Raw genomic sequence first — 20,477 nt, forward strand, 5'->3', positions numbered from 1 at the left:
CGGATAAAAATATCACGCCCGTTTGCCCCTTTTATTCAAGTCCAATCTATCCAAGAGATTTTACATTATCCCTTCACGGGAAGAAGCATGTCATAGATTCAACTTTAAAGTCAAGGACTCCACTAAGAAAGGCAATGGCATTTTGTTTTGCACGAAAGACCTCTTCTATTAATTATATTACGAATATGCGATAAACAAAATCATGAAAAAAATAGAAGTTTTAATGAATTAAGACGCAACATGTTTATCCAATTGACGACGTTTAAAACGAAGCGAAGAATACAATGCCATTCCAATAATACAGACTCCCACAAGTCCTGTTAAGACTTCAGGAACCGATATAATCGTTTGCAGATACATAATCACGGCAAGAACTAAAATGGCATAAAAAGCACCATGCTCCAAATAACGATAATGCAACAATGTCCCTGATTCGACCAACATAATTGTCATAGAACGAACATAAAATGCACCGATCCCAAGACCAATTGCGATAATAAAAAGATTGTGTGAAAAAGCAAAAGCACCAACCACACCATCGAAAGAAAAACTCGCATCGAGAACTTCTAAATAAAGGAACGCCCCGAGTCCCCCTTGAGCCACTGTCGTCAAAGCTTTCTTAGGAGAATCCAAGAAATGCCCGACAGCTTCAACAACTATAAAGGTCAAAAGTCCATAAAGGGCTGCTAATAAAAAAGTGACTTTATCTTCCGCGCCAATCTGCCCTGATACGAATAAGATCATAATCAAAACAATTGCAATATCCATTCCAACAAGTGCTCCAAACTTTTGAGCCGGTCTCTCTATAACATTAAGCCAATGGACCTCTTTTTCAGAATCAAAAAAATATTTTAAGCCAACCATCATAAGGAAAGTTCCTCCAAAAGCGGCAATTCCCATATGCGCATCGGTTAAAACTTCGGCATATCGATGTGGTTCTCCTATTGCCAATTTAACTGCCGCAATTGGATTAATCCCAACAGCTACGACAACCACCAACAACGGGAAAACAATCCGCATCCCAAATACAGCGATCAAAATACCCCATATAAGAAAACGACGACGCCATAACGGATTCATTTTGCCAAGAACACGTGCATTAATAATAGAATTATCAAAGGATAAAGAAATTTCCAAAACCCCTAAAACACAGCAAATAAAAAAATATTTAAGAAAACCAGTAATGTTTCCCGTTTCAAACCAACCGATAGCCCCTCCTAAAAAGACACCAATAATGGTGAAAAAAAAAGCAAAACCAAAATAGCGTAATAGGGACATGATCATTCCTCAAAGTTTATTTTCTAATTCACCTACAGCACACACATAATACAAATCAAAAGCTTGTATTTCTTTAAAGTTGCATCTCTTAATGCAGAGGTGTATAGAATATATATGGTAAAGTTACATGAAAACTTTCTCAAAAAAAGCAAACAACAAATGCAATAAATAGAGAATTTTGTTTTGAAATGAATGTTAATCGTCAATACAAGAGAGTTGAGAGAGTATTTTTTATCCATTAAAATAAAAAAATTAAAAAAAATTAAAACGATAAATATTGACATTGTGTCATAGAATATTAATACATAGTGTGCTTTTATTATTTAATGATTTATACCATGATGATTTACTGAGGGAGATAATTCGTGGCACGTCCTGAAACTGAATCAAAAACCATATTTGGAAAACGTTTACGTTATGTACGTCTTGCTTTAGGCGATCCATCACGTGAAACCTTAGCTAAAAGTTTTAGTATGACAAAAAATTCCATTGCTTTTTATGAGCGTGGAGAGAGAGAACCCAATCTTAGTGTCTTACAAACATATCGCACGTTATATGGTGTCAACATTAATTGGCTTTTAACCGGACAAGGAAAAATGTTTGACGCTGAATATACAAAAGGTGATTTTGACTGGAATTACTTTATTAAAAAAATTGAGGGGCTAGAAGAAACACTTACCAAGTGTGATCGTAATGAAAAACCAAATCAGGAAAAAATCGACAGCTCTTATGAGAAATTGCAGCAATATTTATCAAGACAAGGTTTATCAAATGGCCTTAACCCTAAAACTGCAACCTCTCTGATCGATATGAAAGCCAAAATGGCTAATTCTTATACCCTTAGCTTATTCATTGATTTACTCATTCGAAGCGTATCCCAAAAAGAAGTTATTGCTAATCAATAAACACCGACGTCAAAAGAAAAAACAAGAAATGATTAAGCGCCACCAGTATGAAGAAAAGTATCTTTCCTCTATTCATGCTGGTGGAAGCTCTTGTGCTCTATAAAATTTACTTCTGTAAAAGAAAAATATTTATAGTGTAAATGAACATATAGTGTCATTAAATTAGACAAATAATTTTATAGTATAAAATTATTATTCATATCTTATTGACAAGAAATTTTTTCTTGTTACAAGAATAATAGCTCTCATAGAAATTATTTTTTAAGGTCAGAAAATTTAAGGGGAATATATTGACGACTTCCTATAGAGACATACATTAGTATTTGTAAATGGGTTAGTTGAGTATTCATCCTGAAAATTATCAGCTATTTTATGAGGTGAGAAACATGTATTTTGAGGTGTTTCAAGGTGTTCACAATCAGTGGTATTGGCGTTTAATCTCAGGTGATGCACAAAAAGTTGCTTTTTCGAGTAAAGGATATCCAACAAAACAAGATATCTTAATGAATATTGAGCAAATTAAAGAAATTACCCATAAAGCTCTTATTAAAGAACTGCAATCTTAACGTTCCTTACCATTAAGATTAAGAGTTTAATTTTTACAATGAGATTTCTGGTTACATTTTTATAATGAATAAGAGGTTTTTTATTTTCCTCAATAAAGAATTTTTTGCGTTATTTTTAACATATGTGCGTAATAATTAAATGTTTGTAAAGTGCGTGTTTATATTCAATATATAATTGAATTTTGATAGTATCTATCAAGCAGAAAGTCCTTCAAACCTTGCGTCTCTTCATAGAACAAACGCCCGTGAAGAGAAAATGAATTATCGGTTAGGAATGTGAGTGCTTTCCTAGCTATCAATATCGTTTGCGTTCATTATTCTATCTTTATCGGATCACATAACTGACTTATCCCTTCATCTTCATAAAAATAAAATATCTTTTTCTTTTTATTATCATACAATTTTTTATGCCTATTCCTTGAAACTATCGCAACATTATACCTAAGACCTAAGAAGAATAAGCAAAACTGTTTTCTACAAGAATATAAAATCACCACAAAAATAGCCGGATCGTGTAGATCCTCTTTTTAATACTCTAGCATAGCTATAAGCTGGGACATTATCATAAATTTTATTTTGTTGCCAACGATTACCTTTCTATAAACTTTAACGATTTTATAAATTATTGATCAGAGTAAGCTTGAATATTCTTTTCCAAGACAACCTCTCCACAAGCATCATCATGGACTTTATGAAAGTCATGTCTCTTTCTTATTATTTCTAATCTTGCTAACGCATCTAAAAATCCTTTAATGGATAAATTGGATGCAAAATATGAATACGATCAGCCTTTATTATCTTCAGATTTAAGCACTTTTTGATATTTTTTTTCATTTTCTTCATATTGCCTAATTTGTTTTTTTAGTTTTTCAATTGCTTGATCACGTCTTTTAATCACCATATTTTGCTCTCTAAGAGTTCTATCTCTTTCTTCAGTCATCTTTATAGAATCCCTCAAAAACTCATGCTTCATCCTTCTGGATTCCTCTTTTAGAGCTTTAATTTGACTGCGATAATATAAAGAAAACCGAAATATAACTCCACTGAACAACAAAACAACAATTATTGCTCCCAATAAAATTTCGTTTACACTCATTTTGATCTCCTCTCATTGCCGCTCAAGTGATCATCTTAAGCAATTTATTTTTGCTTCATCCTCCATCAAAAAAGAAGGCAATAAACTACATATTCCAAGTGCGAATAATCGCCATCGGCATTCATATTTTTCCATTAATATATTGATAAATAACGCAAAAACGCTCTAAAAGCGGCTAAATCCACACGCTCTTACCAATTACTTGCGATATATTTATTGAGCCAAAATATAAAAAATAAGGAACTTCTAACAAAACGAACAATGTGATAAAATCAATACACGCCTTCCTTGAAATGTCCCTATCTTACTCTTTTACGCTGTCTGGAATATGGGTGTATGTGGAAATTTTTCATTGTTACAAAAATCCTCAGTGTCACAAAATACAACTTTTCTGTAAAGTTTTACCTTCCCACAAATTTTTACATCACCACAAACCAAAACATTATTATAGACACAAGCCCTTTCTATAATCACGAGTATCTCTACAAACTTTAATATATTGAGCATTCAAAATTTGACCAAAAACAACTACGTTAGTATAAACATATACTTCTCCACTCATATTCATATGACAAAAAACTCTCCCCTCCTCATAAACATGCAAATTCCTGACCACCTTAGACGATCACATATTAGCGCATTGTCATAAACAAAAATATCATCATAAACACAGACTTTATTATAAACTGTCTTATCATCAAAAGTACCCCCATCTTCATAGGAGTATTGGTTGCGTGTATTATATTCCCCATACAACCACCTTCGTGCCCCAAATTATTTTTATGTCCTATAAAAATACCCAAATCACTTTTTTTGATATTTCCAAAGTTTTTTAATACATACATACGACATACCATCTGATAGTGACCTAATTTATTACAATAAAAGAGAAAAGAGCATTTTAAACCTATGAATTTATGTTTTTTTCACAACCACGATTTTATATCTTAAGGCTGTAAAGCTTCATTATTATATGCTCACATACCAACTTAACACAGAATTTTTACAAATGCTGATGTTGGGGTATATCTTGATTTATAATGCTGCTACGTATACTATCACAGCGAAATCTTATGAACACACGCATGCGTATTGCCGTTTCTGGTATACGCGCTGATTTCTTCACAACCGTGGAACTAAGGAACCATTTTTATTGATTCGAATCTAAAAGTGTATGGGGACATTTTGTTATTAGTTAAAAACAACTCTATATGCTTCATTAGCGAAGAGCTACGCATGGATATTTTCACGCTCCTTGTATCATATATTCTGGATTCGCGACGCAATATTAACGCTATAGCGTAAATGTGTAAAGGTCTAAAAATGACAAAGACTGAAAAAGATTGGTTCCAACGCTTAATTGAATTGATAAAAAGTGACGGACGGACGATGATTGAAATAAGCAGAGCAGCAGGATGTGGACAAAACTATGTCCAACAAATGATAAAAGGAGGAAAGAGACCTTCAGTCGATAAACTTATGGCTATTCTAAACACACTCGGAAATGCTAGTGCCATATATGTCATAACTGGTTTCAACATCTCCGATGAAGACTTAAAACTTATAGCTTTGATTTCGTCTGGAGATAAAAAGAAGATTGAGGCTTTAAATGTTCTGTTGAATGAGAAGCAGTTGTAGAATTTTCTACTCTATCCAATATGGCTTGCTTTTGAGAGGTTGATAAAGATTCCCATTTCACAATAATATCGGATAAAGTTGCCTCAAATTTTTCATCACTCTTCATAGTCACACTCCATATTGTCAAACTATATAACGCTAAAGCGTTTAAATATATCTCATACCTTAGAAAAAAATATTTGCAATAGGCAGTATGGAAGCAATTGTGTACAAACTTATTTTATAAAATAAGATAAAACTCTATGAGTTATGTACCATGGTGAAAAAGAAAGCATCGCTCGGTCCCAACTTTCTTATGAAAATTGGTACGATCTATCAACAACGCAAATAATATTACGAAAATCTTGTGATTCGGACCAATAACAAATTAATGTGAAAATATCCCTGAAGATACTCCTGAACTATTCATAAAAGGACACAAAAAGCTTATTTCAAGAGAAAAATATACCATAATCTTATTCTACATAGAGCCATCTATGTTTTTTAAACAATATTACAAAACAAGAATATAACAATGTTATAGGAATAAATCCTTATAAACAGTCACGTTCCCTAAAACCCTGTAATGCATTTATAAGGCAATCTCCCTCTAAAAACACTCTTTAAATACTGATTCTCTATCATGAATAAAAATGGCGATGTTAAAAAAATAAAATGAATCATCACCTATGATCTCCATAGGTAAATTGTATATAGATTTACAACAAGGAAGAAATTCTCTCACGTAAATAAAAAATTATGATCCTTGAAGAAAAGTGTATTTTTCCAACAAAAAATTACTTTCCTTATCAGTTATTTTTCAGAAAAGAGAAAACTCTTTTCACAGTTAATATAAAAAATGGAAGATTTACCAAAATACGGACGATTCCTTATGAGAATAAGGTCAAGAAAGATTTTGCGAGTTCAGTAACAATTTGAGCATGAGGAAGAAGATGTTATTCAAATATCTCAAAAGGTAGAGATCATTCAAAGAAAGTGGATTGACACTCACTGTTTTTCAGAACATTTATTATGAATAAGCATAACATTTAACTTTGATTTTATTGGGTCCCGTCCATTTGCAGAATAAGCATCAATAAACTCACCTCATGAAGAGGTTAGACCCTGCTTTATGAAAAACATCACACAGAAAAAGTAAAAAACAGCATATGAATTAAGAGTGTAAGCAGCAACACACATCAAATTAATCCAGATATCCCAATGTTGCAAATAAAAGCATTTTTTTGATAAGACTGAAAAGTATATCATTATTCTATATACTAAAGTGGCTTATAGAAAAACACTACAACAAAAAATAACAAAATAACCAACAACAAACGGAAAAATAAATCAAAAAACGAAGGGAAGGAGCATCTTAAAACTTTTACTAAGCTATTCCTTTTCCTATTGGCATCCCCCTATTGGTGGGCCCGGAGGGACTCGAACCCCCAACCAAGCGGTTATGAGCCGCTGGCTCTAACCAATTGAGCTACAGGCCCCATATAGGTGGTTTCTCTCTAAACTAAAATGCTCTATGATACAAGAGCTGACGTGAATTATAACCCATCTTTTTCTCTTTTCTATTGGTTTTTTTTCTAATGCCCTAATTTCTTTACAAGAACTCTCAAAAATGAGAGAGTAGTCATAGCAAATGTAAAGGAATAGATATGATAGAAAAGAAAGTTCAACCACTGAAGAGTTCTTTGGTTAAAATAGCTATATTAACATTCACACTCTTAGCCACTTCATTGAGTATTGCACGTGCTTATGCTGAAGAAAATAAAAGAGATTCAACGATTACAGTGACTGCAATCGGAGAAAGTCAAGCTGCACCGGATATGGCAATTATTAATCTCGCCGTTGTCACCCATGATAAAACAGCTCAAAAAGCATTAGCGTCCAATAATCAATCGATCAACGATATTATAAAAGCTTTTAAAAGTAATGGTATCCAAGCCAATGATTTACAAACATCAGGTTTATCTATTTATCAGTCGTCCCATGAAAAAAAGAATAATGAAAAACTCTATCACGTTTCAAATTCTTTAATTGTACGCATTCGTGATCTTAACAGTGCTGGTAAAATCTTTGATCAGGCGATGGCCTTGGGAGTTAATTCAGTGAATGGCATTACTTTTACCAACGCAGATACAAAGCCATTTTATCAAGAAGCACGTAAAAAAGCCATTACTGAAGCCATTGAAAAAGCGCAAACAATAGCAAAAGCTGCTGATTTAAAATTAGGAAAAATTATTGAAATCCATGAAAAAGATGATTACTATCGTCCAACCCCACGTCTCATGAGTAGAGCAGCAGATGCAAGCTACGCAGATACAAATTTTGCAGGGGGTGAATTAAATTATAATGTGAGTGTCACTGTCGTCTTTGCGATCGATTAAATTACCAGCCATTGTATAAAACGCTCATATCACTGGCCTTCGCATAGGAGACCAGTAATATGAGTGAGATAATCTTCTTCAGATGATAATTCATCTTCGTAGATCTCTATGTATCCACGTACAGAAATATGTGCGTTATGCACCGTCTGACAATCTCCTGATACCAATGGATGCCACCACGGGAGATCTTTTCCTTCATGAATTAATTTATAAGCACAACTTCTTGGAAGCCAACGCGCCGTTTTAACTGTTGTAATATCTAACGATATACAATCTGGTACAATTGATTTACGGTGAACATAGTCTCGACATTGGCAAGTTTCTCCATCTAAAAGACGACAAGCAATACTGGTCGCATATAGATCGCCCGTATCATCATCCTCAACTTTGTGGAGACAACAACGACCACAGCCATCACAAAGGCTTTCCCACTCAGAGAAGGAAAGTTCTTCTAGTTTTTTTACTTTCCAAAAAGGAAGTTCTCCACTCATAAACTTAAGCACACCTTTTTTAATGAAGACGATTAATAAAAAAGAAAAAATTAGAAGTTTAATTTCTATAATTATATCGATTTCTGTCTCTTAAAAAGATTCAACTCAATGCATACTTCATATAATTTTCTTAAAATTGATCTGAAGAAAAAAGGCATATTCAAAAAAATAGCGCATATAAATGAATATAACCCATTGAAAATCCCTTTGTAAACTGACAAGGAGTAAAATGCGTTATTAAACAAGTGAATAATTCTTACAAAGAATACATCTTTCGCATCAAAAAGACAGTACGCTGTACGATAAATTTATTTTTAAGATATCTCATCTTAAAAAAAACGAACCGCTCCAGGCAAGATAATATTTTATTGTTTATTTCTTAAAAAAACTCCCTCACCTCTCTACTTCATGAGCACTCTTTGCCTTATATTTATTCTTTTGAAGCAGAGAAGTACAAAACCTCAAAGCTATAAAAAACGTTAAATATCGTAAGTTTTCTAGATTATTTGAAGTTTTCCCATATTTTCTCAAAAAACATCTAAGTACACAGCAACAAGCCTCCTCCTCTATGAAGAAGAAAAGAAAAATGATTAAAATGCACCAATTTCTTTATTTAAGAATCGAGAAAACTGCGTAATTTTCGTGAACGGCTAGGATGCTTCAATTTACGAAGTGCCTTTGCTTCAATCTGACGAATGCGTTCTCTTGTAACTGAGAACTGTTGTCCTACTTCTTCTAGTGTGTGATCTGTATTCATCCCTATCCCAAAACGCATCCGCAAAACACGTTCTTCACGTGGTGTTAATGAAGCAAGAACGCGTGTTGTCGTATCGCGTAAGTTCGCTTGAATAGCAGCATCAATGGGTAATAACGCATTCCTATCCTCAATAAAATCACCCAAATGAGAATCATCTTCATCACCAACAGGTGTTTCGAGTGAAATAGGTTCCTTTGCAATTTTAAGAACCTTTCTCACTTTTTCTAATGGCATAGAAAGCTTGCTAGATAATTCTTCTGGTGTTGGCTCTCGCCCAATTTCATGGAGAATCTGACGTGAAGTACGAACGATTTTATTAATTGTTTCAATCATATGAACAGGGATACGAATAGTGCGTGCCTGATCTGCAATCGAGCGTGTAATGGCTTGACGAATCCACCATGTGGCATAAGTTGAAAATTTGTAGCCGCGCCGATATTCAAACTTATCCACAGCCTTCATCAAACCGATATTTCCCTCTTGAATAAGGTCAAGAAACTGCAAACCACGATTCGTGTATTTTTTTGCAATTGAAATGACAAGACGTAAATTAGATTCGACCATCTCTTTTTTCGCAATGGTTGATTCGCGTTCACCTTTCTGCACCTGCATCACAATCCGGCGAAATTCACCAATAGAAATAGCCGTTTCTTGCGCGAGGTTTTGTATTTCACTCCGCAGTCTTTGAATTTCTTTTGCTTCACGCATTGAAAATTCTTTCCAACCCGGTGCAGGCAAAGCGGCAATATAATTCATCCAATCCGCATCCAATTCACGTCCTTGATATTCCTTTAAAAAATCTTCATGACCAATGCCATAACTGTTTGCAATTCGTTTCAACTTACCTTCATTATGAATCAATCTCTTATTGATGTCATAAAGCTGTTCAACCAAAGCTTCGATACGATTTTGGTTCAAAGAGAGAGACTTTACAGCTTGAATCAACTCACCCTTTAGTTGAATATATTTTTTCTTTTGAGAAGCTGTAAGAGCCCCCTCTTTACGCTCTGCCAAACTGCTTTCAACATGCTGATCTTGTAATTTGCGTAATTTTACATAGGTTTGAGCAATAAAGTCCAATGTTTCCATAACTTGAGGACAAAGTTCATTTTCCATTGCTGCAAGGGATAAGTTAACATCATCATCGTCTTCTTCATCATCATCTTCTTCAATGCTTCTTTCTCCTATATTTTCCCCCATATTACGTATAGCAGAAGACATCTTTTCTTCTTTTATCTTATCAACTTCACTTCGCTCAATAACAGGAGCCTGCTTTGCTTCTGGACCAGCATAAGTCGTTTCAAGATCAATAATTTCACGAAGAAGAATGCGCTGTTCTTTTAACTCATCACGCCAGATAATCAGGGCCTGAAAAGTCAAAGGGCTCTCACAAAGTCCCGCAATCATTGTCTCACGCCCTGCCTCAATACGCTTAGCAATGGCAATTTCGCCTTCCCGTGACAGAAGCTCAACAGCTCCCATCTCACGTAAATACATACGCACCGGATCATCCGTACGATCTGTTACTTCGCGTTTATTCGTTGTCGTTGCAAGTGCGTGGTTAGAGGCCTCTACTAAATCTCCCCCCTCTACCGTAACTTCGTCTTCATAATTTTCGGACTCAACTTCATCCTCATCATCGACAACATTAACCCCCATCTCAGAAAACATCGCCAAGATATCTTCAATTTGTTCGGACGTAACCTCATCGGAAGGAAGAACGGCATTGAGTTCATCCATCGTTACGTAACCATTTTTTTTGGCAAGTTTAATCATTTTCTTGATGGCATCATCAGAAAAATCAAGAAGAGGACCATCCAAACTCGCTTGGGTTGTTACTTCTGTATTATCTTTCTGTTTAACCTTTGTTGCCATACCATAAACTCCACTCGATCACTTCATAAGTTTCATGTAACCATAGTTTCCATGTGACCAGCTTTTTTGTTCTCACTTAAATCGACCAACAGTTTCTCATATATACTTCCTTTTAAGAGATTACTATTGGAAAGAATACATTTTGTATACGCCTTAATATCCAGATAAACTTATCATCCAGACAAAAAGGCGGGAAAACTCCAGAAGTTTCCCCGACACCTCTCAGCCCTTCTGAGATAATCTCTGTACCCTATCGTTAAGAACCAATTTCCCGCTTTTCCTAAAATTCATTCTAAAATTTCATTATCATCTTTATAAAAATGTCATTCCACATACACTTCCTCATCTAAAATTTAAGTGACTGATTCGCGTTAAAAAAGCGAATCATTTTATCGTATCTTGTGTATTCCCGTCTATTTTTTCATCCAACCAACTTCCAAATCCTTCAATTAATGCTTCTGTCGCTTGCATCTCTTCCAGCTCTTTTTTTATCTCACGAAGCAGATCAAAAACCTCACTCTTAGGATTTTCTACAAGTTGCTCTTCAATATCCTGTAACCTCTTATGTAGGTGGTATTCCTGAAGATGCAAGTAGACAGCTTGTTTTAATATAGCACGTGCATCTTCTATAGGAGCCCCAGCAAAGATAATATGCATACCAATATTTTGCACAAGATGTTTCATACGCTCTAATAAAGCCTTTTGCCCTCTTTTTTCTAAGAACGCAACCATTGTTTCTTTATCATGAAGCGGCTGATTCCCAAGAATTTCCAACATCGTTTGGTGAAAATACATCAATTGTGTATTTTTTAATTCTAATTCAGAGAGAATCTCAAAATTTTCATGCCATAACTCAGGATAGTAAACTAAAGTAAGTAAAATCACAGCTTCACGTAAAGGAATAGCCTGCGAAGAATTTCGTACTATTTCAGAATTTTCTAACAGAGAAAAGGATTGATCTTTAAAGATCCTATTGGGTGAAGCCTTTTCATAGCGTCCTCCACCCTTCTTTTTTGAAAAAGAGGGACGAAAAAAATCAAAAAGACGTTGTTTTATATCTTGCAAATAATAACGACGAACATCTTCATCTTTAATCGTAAAAATTTGTTGTTTGAGTTGTTTTTCAAGCGCCGCTCGTGTCTCTGGCGTTTCAAAATGCTTTCCATAGGTAGACCGCCACCATAAAAGCTCAATCAAAGGAATGGCTTTTTGCAAAAAAGAAGAAAAGAGAGGTGCACCACCAGCGCAAACAATTTCATCAGGATCTTTTCCTTGCGGCAACAAAACAAAGCGGACACAAACCCCAACCTTTAAAAGAGGCAATACCCGATCAGCAACGCGAAAAGCAGCCTTTAAACCAGCAGCATCACCATCAAAACACAAAATGGGCTCCTTGCCCATCTGCCATAAAAGCTCAATTTGCGCTTCCGTTAATGCTGTTCCTAAGGGGGCTACGACTCCCTCAAAACCGGCTTTAGTCAATGAAATGACATCCATATACCCCTCAACAACCAGAAGTGAATGAATTTTTTCATCGCCAACAAAGCGACTATTTTTGCGAGCCGCTGCCGCATTATAAAGTATATTTCCTTTATGAAATAGCACTGTTTCAGGGCTGTTAAGATATTTTGCGCGTGTTTCTTTTTCTAACGCACGCCCTCCGAAAGCCACCACACGTCCACGCAAATCTTCGATAGGAAACATAATGCGATTTCTAAATCGATCATAAGAAGCCGTCCTCTCCTCATGCGCTGTGAGAAGTCCACATTCTTCCATTTGCTTTATTGAGATACCATGGGCACTTAAAGCTTCTTTCAAAGCTGTACGCCTTACCGGTGCAAAACCAATTCGAAAACGCTCTATAAGCTTTTGCGTAACACCACGTTCCTCCAGATAACGACGTGCCTGCGCACCTTCTTGACCCCGTAAATTATATTGAAAAAAATCTGTCGCAATCTTCATCACATCATAAAGGTCAGCTTTTTCCATTTGACGTTGATGACTTTGTGGATCTAAAACAGGCAACTTCATTCCTGCAAAGTCAGCCAAACGCTCGACGCTTTCTGAAAAATGCAGTCCATCAAGCTCGCACAGGAAGGTAAAGATATCTCCGCTTACACCACAACCAAAACAATAATAACGCCCTTTATGATCATCACAATGAAAACTGGGCGTTTTCTCACCATGAAATGGACAACAACACCAAAAGTCTCCCCGTGAAGGCTTACTTTTTCGAGAATCAAAGTCCACCCGTTGACCAATCACTGTTGAAATTGGAAGTCTGCTACGCAGTTCATTAAGAAAATCAGGCGGGAAACGCATTATCTCTCACAGAGTTTAAAAATTCTTTTTTGCATATTTAACGACTTTAGAGCATAATTCCAAGACTTCCTCTTAAGCAGTTGTAAAATTTTAATCTCTCAACTGCCTATAATTTTAGAAATGGAGAGTAAAAAGTGATCGAATTTATTGTTCAATATCCGTGGTTAGAAGCTATTTCTTGGCTTGTTATTCTTACTATATTTGCCCTTTTAATCAACTTTGTAGGACGAAAATTACTCATTCACGGAGCAAAAAAACTTTCTCCTCTCCTCCCCAAGAATACAACAACCGATATTAAAAATGCTATTCAATACCTAGCAAATATCATTTCAGCTTTTATTCTTTCAATCGGTGTTAATTTTATACCAACATTGCCCGATGCATTCAGCACTGTCATCAATAATGTTGCCAATGCCTTCATTATCTTTTTTGTTGTTCTAACAATTTCGTCCTGTCTCAATATCATTAACATCCTTTACGAACAACGGCCAACAGCCCGACTAAAACCAATAAAAGGGTATATTCAAATTGCTAAAATTGCACTTTTTGCGATTGCGGCAGTTTTAATGGTCGCCACATTAATTGACCGTTCCCCTCTTATTCTTTTCTCCGGTCTTGGTGCAATGGCCGCAGTTCTCATGTTAATTTTTCAAGATACACTTCTTTCACTTGTTGCCGGTATTCAAATTTCATCCACCGATATGGTTCGTGTTGGTGATTGGATTGAAATTCCCAATCTTGGTGCTGATGGTGATGTTATTGAAATTGCCCTTCATACTGTTAAAGTTCAAAATTTCGACAACACCATCACCTCAGTACCGATCCGTAAGCTTGTAACCGACCCTTTTAAGAATTGGCGTGGAATGCAAGAATCAGGAGGCAGACGCATCAAGCGCTCTCTTTTTATTGATCAATCCAGTATCCATTTTCTCACAGAAGAAGAACAAAAATATCTTTCCCGATTTAATTTATTAGAAAATTATTTCACGCAAAAAAGAGCAGAAATTGATCAATGGAACGCTCAATTAGATAGAAATCGTGATGTTGTAGCCAATACGCGCCGTTTAACCAACATTGGAACTTTTCGTGCTTATGTTTTTGCTTATCTACAACAACATCTCAACATCAACCCCAATATGACCTTTATGGCCCGACAACTACCCCCGACAGAAAATGGTTTACCCCTGGAAATCTATTGCTTTACGAACACCACAGTTTGGCTAGACTATGAACAAATTCAAGGTGATATTTTCGATCATCTTTATTCCATTCTTCACTGTTTTGGTCTAAAGGTTTTTCAAAATCCAAGCGGTTCTGATTTTAATCAAGCATTCAAAGTAAAAGCAAAGTAAAAGCAATAAACTTCAAGTTATCAATTTTGAGTTAAACCTATTCATAAACAAAAGAGAAAGAAAAAGTATCATGAATGGTTCATTGGTACTCCTTCATCTTGCTGGCGCTGTTTCTTTACTTCTCTGGGCGACACGCATGGTGCGTACAGGAATTGAACGCGCCTATGGTGACAAGCTTAAAGATAACCTGCGCCACGTCATTTCAAAACCATTGTTTGCGGTAAGTTTTGGGCTTTTTACAGCGATGATCTTACAGAGCTCTACAGCCATAACGCTTCTCGTTGGTTCTTTCGTTGAATCTGGTTTTGTCTCTGGAGTAGCAGGACTTATGGCTGTACGTGGAGGAGAATTAGGATCAGCACTCGTTGTTAAAATTCTCACCTACGATCTCACAATTGTTGTGCCCCTTTGTCTTTTAATTGGTACTTGTATCTTCATGACAACACAAAAACGTGAGTGGCGTCAAATAGGACGTATTGTCATCGGTATTGGTCTTTTGATTTTATCTTTACAAATGATCAGTACAGCAACAGAACCTTTGCGGGATAGTGAAATTTTGCCGAACATCATTCGTTACCTTTCAACCGATCCTGTTTCAACTTTTTTGTTAGCTGCGGCTTTAACCTATCTTTTGCATTCATCCATTGCAGGAATCATTTTACTGGTTAATTTTGCCAACTACGACCTTATCCATACACAACTTTGCGTTGTTATGGTTCTTGGTGTTAACTTTGGCTCTTCTCTTATAGCACCGCTTTTAACACGCCACGCTTCTCCGAATACCCGCCTTGTTCCTTTGGGGAATTTACTCATGCGTGGAGCTGGTTCAATCCTTGTGCTGATCTTATATCTATCTTTTCAACCACCCATCACATGGCTTGGCAACAACGCCCCTACTCAAGTGATTAACGCCCATATCATTTTTAATGTTTTCATTCTCCTCGCTGGAATACCGCTTTCAAAATGGGTTTTGAAATTAACCACTCAAATCGTTCATATGAGTACAAAAAAAACGCAAACCGATAAAACGCTTAATTTATCAGATCAAACAGCTCTTGATGATAGCGTTCTTGAACGCCCAGCTCTAGCGCTCTCCAATGTCATGCGTGAAGTTATTCATATTTGTGATCTTGTCGACATCATGCTAGAAAAAATCATGGGACTTTATGAAGAGCCAGATCCCAATATTATTGCTGAGCTCAATCAACTAAACACCATATTGGACAAAAAACATATCGCCATCAAACTTTATCTTGCACGATTAGCAGGACAAAAATTATCGGATAAAGAGGCTCTTCAAACACAAGAACTTTTAGGTGCCTGTATAAAATTAGACCAAGCAGGCGATATCATTATTCACAATATGCTGATGCTGGTTAAAAAGAAACAACAAAAAAATCTAAAGTTCAGCAACGAAGGCTGGAATGATCTCCTTCGTTTCCACGCCATTGTACTGGCCAACGCGCATATCGCATTTAATGTTCTCGTCTCCCGTGACACTCACACTGCCCATCTATTGGTCCAAAAAAAAGATCAACTACGAAACTTAGAAAAAGAGATGAGTTTAAAACATTTTAAACGCTTACGTGAGGGAGATCTCAAAAATGTAGAATCATCCAGCCTTCATCTTGATACTGTCCGTGATCTTAAACAAATTAATTCTCTGTTAACCTCAATGATCTACCCTATTTTGGAAGAACAGGGGCTTCTTCAAAGTTCGCGCCTACGCAATCCTGCTGAAGAGCAGATAAAAAAATCTTGAACTTATAAAATAAATCAAACAAGAAACAAACCCCATTAATTATTCAACTTTGAACCTTCAAATATCTTGCTTAATATATTGATTTAATAAATATTTTAGACGTTTTAAATGAACTCTCTTCAATAGTATAAATTTCTTTCATTTTTAATCTATCCATAATGAATTTCTCAAAATTATTTTCTTGCACTTAAGCGGTTTGCTCCATAACCCGTATAGAATAAAGCTCTTGAACAAAGAATTTCTCACCTTCTCAAAGAAAAAACTGTGTTTCATATAAAGCAATAGATTGATTTATAATGATAATTTACTCATTTATATTGAATAATCCCCCAAGATATCGTGAGATCCTTTCATTCCAAAGCCGTTCCCTGTTAAATCAATCAAAACATTCACTTACACATTAAAATGTGGCTAATTCTGCAGGGAATAAGATGATACAAAAAAAGACTTAAAACACCTCTTATAAACTGTCTTAAGAACCAAGAACTATTCGGGAAAAGTGCATGATACCACTGCTTGCTCTTTTATGAAGCCCAAAGATAGGGATTCTCAATGAATTTATCCCCTTTATGGGCACCGTCGTAAAATGAAGCTTATAAGCTTTGAAAGAGGGGTCGTAAGGAGATGGCAAAAAGTATGATCGTGCCAGCCTAAATTCATCTTGTAAAAAAGCGACCACTTCACAGGAGTAGAAAAATAAAGAAATATCCGATAAGGAATGCAAAATACCCCTAATTGCAATGTTTATATCAATATTTCTAGAGATTGAACTTATACAGTATTTTATAAAGCATTAACAAAACAGTTTTAAAATTTATTTAAAACAATATTGATATCAATTGGAAAGATCAAAATATTAAATATCCATTTGACTTATTGTTTTAATAAAAATTGTTTATTTTAAAACTATGGTAAATAAAATTTATTATATATACTTACACCCATTATATTTTATAATTATATTGTATTAATACTATTTAAATATAAAGAAAATTAATAAGTAAATTATTTAGCAAAAATATCCTTTCCACTGGGTAAAAAGGGAATAAACCTTGATTTTTACAAAGTCTACTCTAGTTACAATCTAAATTCAGGCAAAGGAGGGTATAATGGAAAATGCAAATATTGGTTGGATCGCAGCTATCATTATCGGCGCGGTTGCAGGTTGGGCTGCACAGTATATTATGAAAAGCCAAACAGGAATATTGTTAAACATTATCTTAGGGATTATTGGCGCTGCCTTAGCGAGCTTCCTTTTTAGTTTTTTAGGCATAAGTTTTGCTGGTTGGCTCGGTTATCTTATTTCAGGTTTTATAGGAGCCTGTATTCTTATATGGATAGGACAAAAAATCCGATCATAGAACATTTATTTATTCAAACACCTTTGGGTGTTCAATAAAACAATTGGAATATTTTGAAATATTTCCCCGTAACGCATTGATATCATTTTTGATATGATGGTGAAGTGCTTAAGTTACGATTTCTAGCATACACCATCATACATCTAACAAAAAGCAGTGAAAACTTTTATAATGCACCCTTCTATATCTATAGACTACGCATATTACGGAAAGGTGTATGCGTTATTTTAATGAAATACGAACTTACTTCGTACCGTATTTGGGCTCCAAACAAACCTGCAAATCCAGCTCATTGCACTGACATTGCAATCTACAAAGGCGACTAGAACCAGTCATGATGATTAAAGGTCTTACCACGTAATACTCAACGTCTATACACTTCATCAATAAGACCATTTTTACTAAAAGAACCGAAGAACTCTTTTGCATTCTTAAAAGATAAAGATAGGAAGTAAGCGCAAAATGATAAAAATAATTTTTCTAGTATGAAAAATAAAAGAATAAACGCTATAAAGTTGATATCCTTCTTTTTCTTTTCCATATTTTTATTATTTATCAATTAAAGAGATCAAAAGCATTGAATAAAAAATTTAAATGATGATAAATTCTGTACATTGATTTTTTAACTTAAAATCTATCTAAATAATGCTACTTTTATTATAAAAAATACGATAACCGTTTCATCTTAATCTAAAAGGTTTGAGTATCCCGCTTTTTAAAATATAATATAAGGGGCTTTACTCTTCTTAAAATTTTTTCTTTATTCTTCATCCCTTTTCCTATGCATTACAAACGAATGTTAAAGCGAAAATACTCTATAACCTATTTTTTACATATCTTCTTTTAAAGATCTTTTCTTTCGATTTTTCATTTGATATTTTCCTATAAAAATCTCGCTGCTTTTATACGCCTATACTACAATAAAGCCATCTCTTTAGTGACTCAGCATAACATGTGGAATAGGATTTTAGATGTGGAGTAAAACGATGTCTGATCTTGAAGTTTCCATCTTACCATCTCTGAAGTGGCTCTTTGATCAAAATCCTCCCATACCAGAAAACATTCGGGATTGGCTCATGGAATCGGGCTCGATGACGCTTCGATTAAAAAAATATTGCACCTGCTTCCAAGTTCAACAACAACGCGAATGTTTTATTACACGAGATAAATTAAAGGAAGAAGCAGAACATCTCCCCAAAAGTGCGCGTTATTGGTTACGCGAAGTCATATTGATAGGTGATAATAAACCTTGGCTCCTTGGACGCACTGTCATTCCACAAGAAACCCTTCATCACAATCAAGCTTTGATGCATTTAGGAACGATCCCCTTAGGCCACTATTTATTTAACAGTGAAAAACTAACCCGCGATTACATTCATATTGGCCAACAAGGCACGCTATGGGCACGCCGTTCCCGTTTGCGGCTAACGGGTGAGCCATTGTTGCTCACTGAGCTCTTTTTAAAAGACTCACCACTGTACTCCCACCATCAATGAGGATACTCATTTTATTCTGTACAATGTATAGATTTTTCATAATTTTAAGGAGGTATCAAAGCAAAAAAAATCTTAAAACCATCTCAAAAAAGTTACAAACAAAGACTTCTATCCGAAATATCTCTTTATCTCAGCTTAAAAATGTTTTTTTATAAAAAAGCGTTTTAAAATTTTTCTGTCCTTATCACAATCATGAACCAGCGCTTGAATTCAGCAGATACCCACCATACTGAAAAACCATCTGCATTTAAACTTCTTGCCAAATAATCACCCCTCTTGGAAAATAACAGCAACTCTTTATCAAAAAGATGCTTTGAAACATCTCAAAAGACAACAATACACGCTGACAAAAAGTTTAAAATTTTTATGTGTTAGCTTTTTCTCATCATCTTATTTTTTATCTTTAACAGTGAAGACAATAAATCTAAAAGCCTCTATAATCTTTTTGTTTTTTTATGATGTAATAGCTTTGAAAAGCGGCAAAATATAAGATAGAAAAAATATTCTATTTCCCCACAAGCTTCCAAAAAAAGATTGGCTCATTTCAAAAGATTATTATTGTCCAATTCCTTTGAGGAGATAAGATCTATTGCAATTTTTTACGAAGACTATTGCACACTTTAGAAAAATTCATTTGCCCTGCGTAACGTTCCTTAAGCCACGCCATTACCTTACCAATATCACGTAATTTTTTAGCTTTCGTTTGTGCCAAAGCTTCACAAATAACCTGTTCTACTTCCATCTCTTTAAGCTGATAGGGAAGAAATTCACGAATAACTTCTATTTCGGCTTGTTCTTTCTCTGCTAACTCCAAGCAACCAGATTCTTTATACACACGCATTGACGCTTCACGCTGTTGGAGCATTTTCGTAAAAACAGACTGTATCTGCTGATCATCGACTTCTAGCTTTCCTTCATCATAATAAAGAATATCACGATCCCGAACTGCAGCATTCATTAAACGAAGTGTAGCAAGACGCGCACTATCCTGCACTTTCAAAGCAGCCTTAAGAGCCCCATCAATCTGATCACGCAACATAAATTTATCCAATTTTGTTCAAACGGAAAATGCCTTTTAACCAATCTTTATCCATCTTGCAATGGAGGATAAAAAAATAATTGAAGGCTCGATCTTAGAAAAGATAAAAACAAGACTTTACCTCTTCATGGAATATCCTTATACTCCCTGTCTTAAGCAAG

The 20,477-nt window shown here is 35.1% G+C and carries 15 protein-coding genes and 1 tRNA gene; 8 read left to right on the top strand and 8 right to left on the bottom strand.

The annotated features are described in order from the left end of the window. Positions 1-228: 228 nt before the first annotated feature. Entirely contained in the window at positions 229-1,278 is a 1,050-nt protein-coding gene (locus D1092_RS05715; RefSeq protein ID WP_120122551.1) for a DUF475 domain-containing protein, read from the bottom strand. A 365-nt stretch (positions 1,279-1,643) separates the two neighbouring features. Here D1092_RS05715 and D1092_RS05720 point away from each other — a divergent pair, with 365 nt between their 5' ends. Beyond that, positions 1,644-2,183 carry a helix-turn-helix domain-containing protein gene (locus tag D1092_RS05720; protein WP_120122552.1) on the top strand — a complete coding sequence of 180 codons (540 nt, stop codon included), beginning with the start codon at positions 1,644-1,646 and terminating at the stop codon, positions 2,181-2,183. Between the two features lie 386 nt (positions 2,184-2,569). Further along, positions 2,570-2,749: a YegP family protein gene (locus tag D1092_RS05725; RefSeq protein WP_120122553.1), complete on the top strand. Its 180-nt coding sequence runs from the start codon at positions 2,570-2,572 to the stop codon at positions 2,747-2,749. A gap of 784 nt (positions 2,750-3,533) precedes the next feature. Here the strand turns inward: D1092_RS05725 and D1092_RS05730 are convergent. Beyond that, the gene (locus tag D1092_RS05730) at positions 3,534-3,845 is read right to left on the bottom strand and encodes a hypothetical protein (protein ID WP_120122554.1); all 312 of its coding nucleotides are present in this window, start codon (positions 3,843-3,845) and stop codon (positions 3,534-3,536) included. A gap of 1,323 nt (positions 3,846-5,168) precedes the next feature. Here D1092_RS05730 and D1092_RS05735 point away from each other — a divergent pair. Next, positions 5,169-5,483 (top strand): helix-turn-helix domain-containing protein, encoded by a 315-nt coding sequence (locus D1092_RS05735; RefSeq protein WP_005773173.1) that lies wholly within the window; start codon positions 5,169-5,171, stop codon positions 5,481-5,483. On the opposite strand, the gene D1092_RS09835 is transcribed toward D1092_RS05735, so the two are convergent. Both D1092_RS09835 and D1092_RS05745 read right to left on the bottom strand, forming a co-directional pair. Beyond that, positions 5,407-5,589 carry a hypothetical protein gene (locus tag D1092_RS09835; protein WP_120122556.1) on the bottom strand — a complete coding sequence of 61 codons (183 nt, stop codon included), beginning with the start codon at positions 5,587-5,589 and terminating at the stop codon, positions 5,407-5,409. The two genes, D1092_RS05735 and D1092_RS09835, sit on opposite strands and share 77 nt — an antisense overlap. A 1,295-nt stretch (positions 5,590-6,884) precedes the next feature. Further along, positions 6,885-6,961: transfer RNA gene (locus tag D1092_RS05745), tRNA-Ile, on the bottom strand. A gap of 168 nt (positions 6,962-7,129) precedes the next feature. On the opposite strand from D1092_RS05745, the gene D1092_RS05750 reads away from it, so the two are divergent. After that, positions 7,130-7,861 carry an SIMPL domain-containing protein gene (locus tag D1092_RS05750; RefSeq protein ID WP_120122558.1) on the top strand — a complete coding sequence of 244 codons (732 nt, stop codon included), beginning with the start codon at positions 7,130-7,132 and terminating at the stop codon, positions 7,859-7,861. 29 nt (positions 7,862-7,890) lie between these two features. On the opposite strand, the gene D1092_RS05755 is transcribed toward D1092_RS05750, so the two are convergent. The 3 genes from D1092_RS05755 to dnaG form a co-directional block, all read right to left on the bottom strand. Beyond that, positions 7,891-8,352, bottom strand: a complete 462-nt coding sequence (locus D1092_RS05755) for a YcgN family cysteine cluster protein (RefSeq protein WP_120122559.1) — start codon at positions 8,350-8,352, stop codon at positions 7,891-7,893. A gap of 613 nt (positions 8,353-8,965) precedes the next feature. Beyond that, complete coding sequence (rpoD, locus tag D1092_RS05760; RefSeq protein WP_120122560.1) at positions 8,966-10,984, bottom strand: RNA polymerase sigma factor RpoD; 2,019 nt, start codon at positions 10,982-10,984, stop codon at positions 8,966-8,968. Between the two features lie 384 nt (positions 10,985-11,368). Next, entirely contained in the window at positions 11,369-13,306 is a 1,938-nt protein-coding gene (dnaG, locus tag D1092_RS05765) for a DNA primase (RefSeq protein ID WP_120122561.1), read from the bottom strand. Positions 13,307-13,440: 134 nt separating this feature from the next. Here dnaG and D1092_RS05770 point away from each other — a divergent pair, with 134 nt between their 5' ends. From D1092_RS05770 to ubiC, 4 genes are all read left to right on the top strand, one after another. After that, positions 13,441-14,658, top strand: coding sequence for a mechanosensitive ion channel family protein (locus D1092_RS05770; RefSeq protein WP_120122562.1), 1,218 nt, complete (start codon positions 13,441-13,443; stop codon positions 14,656-14,658). Between the two features lie 70 nt (positions 14,659-14,728). Then, positions 14,729-16,420, top strand: a complete 1,692-nt coding sequence (locus tag D1092_RS05775; protein WP_120122563.1) for a Na/Pi cotransporter family protein — start codon at positions 14,729-14,731, stop codon at positions 16,418-16,420. Between the two features lie 1,109 nt (positions 16,421-17,529). After that, entirely contained in the window at positions 17,530-17,781 is a 252-nt protein-coding gene (locus tag D1092_RS05780) for a GlsB/YeaQ/YmgE family stress response membrane protein (RefSeq protein WP_120122564.1), read from the top strand. Positions 17,782-18,767: 986 nt separating this feature from the next. Beyond that, positions 18,768-19,277 carry a chorismate lyase gene (gene ubiC, locus D1092_RS05785; protein WP_120122565.1) on the top strand — a complete coding sequence of 170 codons (510 nt, stop codon included), beginning with the start codon at positions 18,768-18,770 and terminating at the stop codon, positions 19,275-19,277. Between the two features lie 586 nt (positions 19,278-19,863). On the opposite strand, the gene D1092_RS05790 is transcribed toward ubiC, so the two are convergent. Continuing rightward, the gene (locus D1092_RS05790) at positions 19,864-20,316 is read right to left on the bottom strand and encodes a GatB/YqeY domain-containing protein (RefSeq protein WP_120122566.1); all 453 of its coding nucleotides are present in this window, start codon (positions 20,314-20,316) and stop codon (positions 19,864-19,866) included. Positions 20,317-20,477 lie beyond the last annotated feature (161 nt).

Source organism: Bartonella krasnovii, from assembly GCF_003606345.3.
GTDB classification, from domain to species: domain Bacteria; phylum Pseudomonadota; class Alphaproteobacteria; order Rhizobiales; family Rhizobiaceae; genus Bartonella; species Bartonella krasnovii.